At 41.9% G+C, this 7,402-nt stretch carries 5 protein-coding genes and 3 pseudogenes; 7 read left to right on the top strand and 1 reads right to left on the bottom strand.

The genetic code is table 11. From position 1 onward, the window contains the following. Positions 1–2 precede the first annotated feature (2 nt). From HSISS2_RS05350 to HSISS2_RS05320, 7 genes and pseudogenes are all read left to right on the top strand, one after another. Entirely contained in the window at positions 3–1,136 is a 1,134-nt protein-coding gene (locus tag HSISS2_RS05350) for a multidrug efflux MFS transporter (protein WP_240471993.1), read from the top strand. Further along, entirely contained in the window at positions 1,126–1,272 is a 147-nt protein-coding gene (gene rpmG / locus HSISS2_RS10890; RefSeq protein WP_002890443.1) for a 50S ribosomal protein L33, read from the top strand. The genes HSISS2_RS05350 and rpmG overlap by 11 nt, the downstream gene beginning before the upstream one ends. A gap of 45 nt (positions 1,273–1,317) precedes the next feature. Continuing rightward, positions 1,318–1,554 (top strand): preprotein translocase subunit SecG, encoded by a 237-nt coding sequence (secG, locus tag HSISS2_RS05345; RefSeq protein ID WP_002889016.1) that lies wholly within the window; start codon positions 1,318–1,320, stop codon positions 1,552–1,554. A 57-nt stretch (positions 1,555–1,611) separates the two neighbouring features. Further along, entirely contained in the window at positions 1,612–4,065 is a 2,454-nt protein-coding gene (gene rnr, locus HSISS2_RS05340; protein ID WP_021145767.1) for a ribonuclease R, read from the top strand. A 21-nt stretch (positions 4,066–4,086) separates the two neighbouring features. Beyond that, on the top strand, positions 4,087–4,551 hold the full coding sequence (gene smpB, locus HSISS2_RS05335) for an SsrA-binding protein SmpB (protein WP_021145766.1): 465 nt from the start codon (positions 4,087–4,089) through the stop codon (positions 4,549–4,551). A 154-nt stretch (positions 4,552–4,705) separates the two neighbouring features. Next, positions 4,706–6,110, top strand: a pseudogene (locus tag HSISS2_RS10885) (Cof-type HAD-IIB family hydrolase). A 1-nt stretch (position 6,111) separates the two neighbouring features. Then, positions 6,112–6,479, top strand: a pseudogene (locus HSISS2_RS05320) (S1 RNA-binding domain-containing protein). Positions 6,480–6,577: 98 nt separating this feature from the next. Here the strand turns inward: HSISS2_RS05320 and HSISS2_RS05315 are convergent. Beyond that, a pseudogene (locus HSISS2_RS05315) lies at positions 6,578–7,402 on the bottom strand (M24 family metallopeptidase); the annotation flags it as partial.

Here is a 7,402-nt window from a genome sequence, read left to right as displayed (position 1 = left end):
TTATTGTCATGCCTTTCATGGCTCTCTATGTTGAAGAATTAGGGGTTAAAGGCGCTATGGTAGAATGGTATGCTGGTTTATCTGTCGCTCTGTCTGCCCTAGCTTCAGCCTTGGTTTCACCAGTTTGGGGACGCTTGGCGGACCGTTATGGCCGAAAACCCATGATGATAAGAGCCAGTATGGTTATGACCTTTACAATGGGAGGCTTAGCCTTTGTGCCTAATGTCTTCTGGATGCTTTTCTTGAGAATCTTGAATGGCTTGTTTGCAGGTTATGTGCCAAATGCAACAGCCTTGATTGCTAGTCAGGCTCCTCAGCAACGTTCTGGCTATGCCCTGGGGACCTTGTCCACGGGTCTCACGGCAGGTGTCTTGATTGGCCCCTTGCTAGGGGGTGCCTTATCTGAGGCCTTTGGAATGAGGGGGACCTTTTTATTGGTTGGACTCATTTTGTTTATTTGCTGCCTCTTGACTATCTTTGGTTTGCGCGAGGACTTCCAACCGATTGAAAAGGGAGAGATGATGAGTCTTTCGCAAGTATTTGCTAAAATTCCTAGCAAATCACTTTTAATTGGGCTCTTTGTGACTAGTATGATTATCCAAATTTCTGCCCAATCAATTGCCCCAATCTTGGCGCTTTACATTCGTTATTTGGGTCAAAGTGATAATATCCTCTTTTACTCAGGGTTAATTGTGTCCGCTATGGGCTTTTCAAGTCTTTTAAGCACTCCTTATTTAGGCCGACTGGGTGATTGCATTGGGAATCATCGTTTGCTCTTGATGGGGTTATTCTATAGTTTTCTCTTGTATTTCCTTTGTGGTTTTGCAGGTTCAGCCTTGCAACTGGGCCTTTTACGCTTTGCCTATGGTTTTGGTGTAGGTGCCCTGATGCCGAGTGTCAATTCTTTATTGACCAAGATGACCCCCAAAGAAGGAATTTCAAGAATATTTAGCTTTAATCAAAGTTTTTCATACATTGGACAAGTTTTAGGTCCTTTTGTGGGTTCAGCGGTTGCTACAGGACTGGGCTATCGTTGGGTTTTCTTTGTGACAGCAGCCATCGTCTTTGGAAATTTTGTTTGGTCCTTAATCATCTTTAGAAAATCGCTAGGAGTTAAGAATATAGGTGAGAGTTAAAATCAATTTAAAGTGTAGTGAGTGTGGGAGTATCAATTACCTCACAAGTAAAAATAAACAGAATCATCCTGAAAAAATTCAGGTTCCAAAATTCTGTCCAAAGGATAGAAAAGTAACCTTACATGTTGAATCTTAAAGGGTTCTATGGTAGAATAATAAGGACATTTTCGGAGGAATAACTATGTACGACTTATTATTAACGCTGCTCTTGGTGATGTCAGCTATTATTGTGATTGCAATTTTCATGCAGCCACAAAAAAACCCAAGTAGCAATGTCTTTGATGGTGGTGGGTCAGAAGCACTATTTGAACGTAGTAAACCACGTGGTTTCGAAGCCTTTATGCAACGCTTTACAGGAATCTTGGTTTTTCTATGGATTGTAGATGCAATCGTCCTTTCCATTCTCTCAAGTAAGTAATGAGCTGACTGAGGTTGGCTCATTTTTTGCGTTATAGTCACTAGAAAAAAGGAAATCATGAAAGAAACTATTATAAATTACTTGAAAGAGCATGGAAAATCCAGTGTTAATGACATTGCCCATGCTCTTAATCAGGCTGGGGGAGAAAAGTTTCCACAGCTCATCAAGGCTATTTCAGTCATGGAAAGTAAGGGCCAGCTGCGTTTTAACAAAGACGGTTCGGTGTCCTTGCGACCAAAGAAAGAGCATCCCAATCAAGTTACTGTCGAGGGTGTTTTTCGTGCCAATAAAAATGGTTTTGGCTTCCTACATGTTGATGACAATGAAGATGATATGTTCATCGGACGTAATGATGTTGGCCATGCCATTGACGGTGACACTGTTGCTGTAGTCATTAAAAAGCCAGCAGACCGTTTGCGTGGGACAGCAGCCGAAGCACGTGTTGTTGAAATTGTAGAACGCTCGCTCAAGACTGTTGTAGGGAAATTTATCCTTAGCGACGAGAAAGAACCTTATGCTGGTTACATTAAGTCTAAGAACCAAAAGATTCAGCAACCAATCTATATCAAGAAAGAACCGGTTGCCCTTGATGGGACTGAAATTATTAAGGTTGATATTGAAAAATACCCTAACCGTCACTACGATTATTTTGTAGGAAGTGTTCGTGATATTATTGGTCACCAGGGAGATACTGGTATTGATGTCTTGGAAGTCTTGGAATCAATGGATATTGTTTCAGAGTTTCCAGAGGATGTCATGGCTGAAGCAGAAGCTGTGCCAGATGCACCTAGTCAGGAAGACCTAGTTGGTCGTGTTGACCTTCGTCAAGAAGTGACTTTCACTATTGATGGAGCCGATGCCAAGGACTTGGACGATGCGGTCCATATCAAACGTTTACCCAATGGTAATTTTGAACTCGGTGTCCACATTGCCGATGTGTCCTACTATGTCACTGAAGGTTCAGCTCTTAACCGTGAGGCCGTAGCACGTGGGACTTCAGTTTATGTGACAGACCGCGTGGTTCCAATGTTGCCGGAGCGTCTGTCAAATGGTATTTGTTCACTAAATCCCAATGTTGATCGCTTGACTCAGTCAGCCATTATGGAGATTACTCCAAAAGGTAAGGTGGTTAATCATAAGATTTGTCAATCTGTTATTAACACAACCTTCCGTATGACCTATAGCGATGTCAATGACATGTTGGCTGGAAATCCAGAAAAAATTGAGCAGTTTAAGCCAATCATGGATTCTGTATCAGCTATGGCAGAACTCCATAAGATTTTAGAAGACATGCGTGAGCGTCGTGGTGCCCTTAACTTTGATACATCTGAAGCTCGTATCTTGGTTAATGAAAAGGGAATGCCAGTAGATATCGTGGTGCGTGAACGTGGAACAGCCGAGCGAATGATTGAATCCTTCATGTTGGCTGCCAATGAATGTGTAGCTGAGCACTTCGCTAAGGCTAAGTTGCCATTTATCTACCGTATCCACGAGGAACCAAAAGCTGAGAAATTGCAACGCTTCATGGATTATGCCTCTATCTTTGGTGTTCAAATCAAGGGAACTGCTAATAAGATGGATCAGCTAGACTTGCAAGAGTTCATGGCTCGAGTGCAGGGTAAACCTGGGGCGGAAGTCATGAACATGATGTTGCTTCGTTCAATGCAACAGGCCCGTTATTCAGAACACAACCACGGGCACTATGGCTTGGCAGCTCAATATTATACCCACTTTACTAGTCCAATCCGTCGTTACCCGGACCTCTTGGTTCATCGAATGATTCGTGAATACACCAACAATTTGTCTCAAGAAACACGTGAACATTTTGATGAGGTAATTCCTGAATTAGCGTCATCATCTTCAACACTTGAACGTCGTGCCATTGATGCTGAACGTGTCGTTGAAGCTATGAAAAAAGCAGAATACATGGAAGAGTATGTTGGACAAGAATTCGACGGTATTGTCGGAAGTGTGGTTAAATTCGGTATGTTTGTGGAATTGCCAAACACCATCGAAGGTTTGGTTCACATCACGACCTTGCCAGAATTTTACAATTACAATGAACGTACCATGACGCTTCAAGGAGAGAAAACAGGTAAGACTTTCCGTGTTGGACAACCTATCCGTGTTAAATTGACACGTGCGGACAAGGAAACTGGAGATATTGATTTTCAATACCTTCCAAGTGAGTATGATATCATCGAAAAAGTGGATCATAAGGCCCGTCAAGAACGTGAAGAAAAGGCTAAAGCCTTCCGTCACAGAGGCCCTCGTCGTGACCGTCAAAATGGGGATTTCAATCGTCGTGGTAAGGGTGGCGATAATCGTAACCGTCAAGATAATAATGGCCGTAAAGGGTCTTATGACGATAGACGTAAGTCATCTAAGAAGCCAGACAAACGTAAGAATCAAAACCGTCCTCATAATGATAATAAGGGACGTGAGAGTGGTCGTCGTAAGAAAAAAGGCAACAAACCTTTTTACAAGGATGTAGCTAAAAAACGAAAATAGGATGAGAATGGAGGGACTGCTATGCCAAAGGGTGAAGGCAATGTTGTTGCTCAGAATAAAAAGGCGAGACATGACTATAGTATCGTTGATACTATTGAAGCAGGAATCGTGCTAACAGGAACGGAAATTAAGTCTGTTCGTGCGGCTCGTATCCAACTTAAAGATGGCTATGCCCAAATCAAAAATGGTGAGGCCTGGTTAATCAATGTCCATATTGCTCCTTTTGAGCAAGGAAATATTTGGAACCAGGATCCAGACCGTATCCGAAAATTATTGCTTAAGAAAAAGCAAATCGCCAAACTTGCAAACGACCTTAAGGGAACAGGTATGACCTTGGTTCCTCTTAAGGTTTACCTAAAAAATGGTTTTGCCAAGGTCTTGCTTGGTATTGCCAAAGGGAAGCACGACTACGATAAACGTGAATCTATCAAACGTCGTGAACAAGAGCGTGATATCAAACGTGTTTTCAAGAGTGTTAACCGTTAAGACAGCGATCATCTAGGACCATTCAAGTCTTAGATGATTTTTTGCTTTTTAGCTTTAAGAAATGATATAATGGAAATGCCGTATGGTCTTTTTGTTAGGGTGTCTTTTGATGAGCACCTAACGATAGACTTGATCTTATGTAAGGAGATTAGCAATGCCAGTAAATGCAAAAACAAAATACAAGGCCAAGAAGACTAAGATTGTTTTCTTTGATATTGATGACACGCTTCGTGTCAAAAAGACAGGTTACATACCTGAATCTATAAAAGCCGTTTTCAAGGGTCTTAAAGAAAAAGGAATCTTGACAGGGATTGCGACAGGACGTGGCTATTATGGTGTGGTTGAGGAAATCCGTGACCTAGAGCCAGATTATTTTGTAACCATTAATGGAACCTATGTGATTAATCGAAAAACGATGAAATTTACAATCATCCCCTTCCACGTGAGATTACAGAAGCCTTCGTTTCATGGTGCAAAGAGATTGGGATTGCCTGGGGATTTGCAGGTAAGGATAAGCCAGTTGTTTCAGAGCGTTCAGATTTGATTGATAATGCTATGAAACCAGTCTATGGTCTTTGTGATGTGGAGCCAGACTTTCACTTGTCGAATGATGTTTACCATATGTGGACTTTTGCGGAAAATAATGGTGACCTTGAGTTACCAGAAGAACTTGCTGAACACGTGCGTTTGGTTCCTTGGCATGAACACTCATCAGATGTGGTGGCCAATGGTATCTCAAAAGCTTCTGGTGTTGGTCATGTCTTGGAACATGAAAATCTCAAACCAGAAAATGCTATGATGTTTGGCGATGGTCCAAATGATATGGAAATCTTTGACTATGTTGGCCTTAAGATTGCCATGGGTAATGCCACACCAGAACTGAAAGAAAAAGCAGATTACGTTACAAAAACAGTAGAAGAAGATGGCATTTTCCATGCCTTGGAGGAACTCGGATTGGTAGAAAAAGAACTTCATTTCCCGCAACTTGACTTGGATTCAGTAGAAGGGCCAGTCGCAACGATTAAAACAAATCACGGCGATTTGGTCATCAAACTTTTCCCTGACCATGCGCCACTAACCGTTACTAACTTTGTCAATTTGGCTAAAAGTGGTTACTATGATGGTGTGATTTTCCACCGTATCATCAAGAACTTTATGATTCAAGGTGGTGATCCAACTGGTACTGGTATGGGTGGTGAATCAAGCTTCGGTGGTAGCTTCCAGGATGAATTCTCTAAAGAACTCTACAACCTTCGTGGGGCGCTCTCTATGGCCAATGCTGGACCAGATACTAATGGTAGTCAATTCTTTATCGTTCAAACACCAGAAATTCCATATTCTAAAAAGAATTGGAGCGAGGTGGTTGGCCAGCACCAATCGCTGAAGCTTATGCTGAAAATGGGGGAACACCTCACCTTGATCATCGCCACACAGTTTTTGGTCAATTGGTAGATGAAGCTTCTTATAAGGTACTTGATGAGATTGCGAGTGTCGAAGTTGGGGCTCAAGATAAGCCACTTGAAGATGTTGTCATTGAAACAGTCGAGGTAGCAGACTAAGATGAAAATTGGAGACAAGCTTAAGGGTGTTATCACAGGCATCAAGCCTTACGGAGCCTTTGTTTCCTTGGAAAATGGTACCACAGGCTTGATTCACATCTCAGAGATTAAGACAGGTTATATTGACAACATCTACAATACCCTAAAGGTAGACCAAGATGTCTTGGTTCAGGTCGTTGACTTTGATGAGTTTACACAAAAGGCCAGTCTTTCTTTGAGAACACTTGAAGAAGAAAAAATAAAATTCCTCATCGCCACCGTTTCTCAGATAGTCGATTGAACTATGGTTTCAAGCCCTTAGCTGCAGCCATGCCAGAATGGATTGAAGAAGGCCTTGACTATCTTCGACAAGAACATGAGGAGAAATAGCAAAAGCTGACTCACGATGAGTCAGCTTTTTATATGGCTTTTGAATTTGAGTGCAAACGAAAAGGTCCTCAACTTAATTGAAGACCCTTGTGTTTTCATTAAACATCAAAATAGAGCAATTCTTTTGGTGTGTGTGTGAAGACTTCAAAGCCGTCTTTTGTAACATAACCACAGTCCTCGATACGGACACCGACTCTTTCAGGAATATAGATACCAGGTTCCACAGAGAAGCACATGCCTTCTTCGATGACCAAGTCATTGCCATCCATGATGGAAGGAAATTCGTGGACATCCATACCAAGACCGTGTCCCAGACGGTGGTTGAAGTATTCACCGTAACCAGCCTTTTCAATAACCTGACGAGCGGCAGCATCAATTTCACTGGCTGTTACACCTGGTTTGATAAAATCAAGGGCTGTCAATTGAGCTTCCAAACAGATATTGTAGATATCTTTCTTGAATTGGTCGGGTTGACCGACAGCTACGGTACGAGTCATATCTGAGACGTAGCCTTGACTGACAACACCCAAGTCAAAGAGAAGAAGGCTGTTGTTTTCAATACGGTTAGTTCCCGGAATACCATGAGGGTTTGCGGCATTATTACCTGTAAGAACCATGGTTTCAAAGGACATTTGATTAATACCGATTTTTTCATACCAAATTCAATTTGGGCAATGATGTCAGTTTCAGTCACATCAAGAGAAATATTGTCGAAACCGATATTTACAGCTTTATCTGCATAATCTCCAGCGCCAATCATTTTTTGAATTTCATCAGCTGACTTGATGACACGCATTTTTGGATGAATGGTGTCAAGTTTTCAAAACGTCCGTCAAAGACAGTTTGCAACCCTTGGAATTTAGTCACATTTAAATTGTCAAACTCCGCATAGATAACAGGACTATCTGTGCTTGCTAGACCAG

Source organism: Streptococcus sp. HSISS2 (genome assembly GCF_000448665.1).
Classification (GTDB): Bacteria; Bacillota; Bacilli; order Lactobacillales; family Streptococcaceae; genus Streptococcus; species Streptococcus raffinosi.
The sequence above is the reverse complement of the archived record's forward strand: the minus strand, read 5'-3'. Positions and strand labels throughout refer to the sequence as shown.

Bases quoted from the DNA above. Each gene is read 5' to 3' on its own strand.
- secG (WP_002889016.1), top strand. From the start codon at position 1,318: ATGTACGACTTATTATTAACGCTGCTCTTGGTGATGTCAGCTATTATT.
- rnr (WP_021145767.1), top strand. From the start codon at position 1,612: ATGAAAGAAACTATTATAAATTACTTGAAAGAGCATGGAAAATCCAGT.
- smpB (WP_021145766.1), top strand. From the start codon at position 4,087: ATGCCAAAGGGTGAAGGCAATGTTGTTGCTCAGAATAAAAAGGCGAGA.